This is a genomic window from Neoaquamicrobium sediminum (assembly GCF_040970315.1).
GTDB lineage: Bacteria > Pseudomonadota > Alphaproteobacteria > Rhizobiales > Rhizobiaceae > Aerobium > Aerobium sediminum.
Genome location: NZ_JAZHFV010000037.1, coordinates 1 through 569 on the forward strand (window position 1 = coordinate 1; position 569 = coordinate 569).

Genomic DNA, 569 nt, shown 5'->3' on the forward strand with positions numbered 1-569 from the left:
AGAGTCGGTTTCGAAACTCATGACTGGCGCGCCAGTCGCCTCACGAGGAGCATGACGGAAGCGGCGTAGAGGAAGGTTGCTGCTGAATTGATGGTGGCCTCGAAATCCTTTGCCAGGCGCCGGTTGCGGCTGATCCATGCGAAGAAGCGCTCCACCACCCATCTACGTGGCAAGACTGCAAAGCCGACCTGATCCGGCGGCTTCCTGACGATTTCGACGATGATGTTGGTGGCGTTGGTCACGCGCTCATGATTGTAGCCGCCATCGGCCCATACATGTTTGATGAAGGGGAGCAGAGGGCGCGAGATCTGTAGCAGTGGTCCGCCGCTGTCCCTATCCTGGATGTCGGCCGGATGCGGCTCGACCAGTAGCGGCCGCCCATCGGTATCGACCAGTGCATGGCGCTTGCGCCCCTTGATCTTCTTTCCCGCATCATAGCCACGCGGGCCGCCGGCTTCGGTGGTCTTGACAGATTGGCTGTCGATGATGGCTGCGGACGGACTGGCCTCGCGGCCGGAACGCTCGCGATCCATCATGACCAGGGTGTGGTTGATCTTCTCGAAGACCGA

The 569-nt window shown here is 60.8% G+C and carries 1 protein-coding gene; it reads right to left on the reverse strand.

Annotation, left to right across the window (positions count from 1 at the left end; translation table 11 throughout):
- Positions 1-17 precede the first annotated feature (17 nt).
- A partial coding sequence (locus V1479_RS26135) for an IS5 family transposase (RefSeq protein ID WP_368805380.1) occupies positions 18-569 on the reverse strand: 552 nt, incomplete at its 5' end.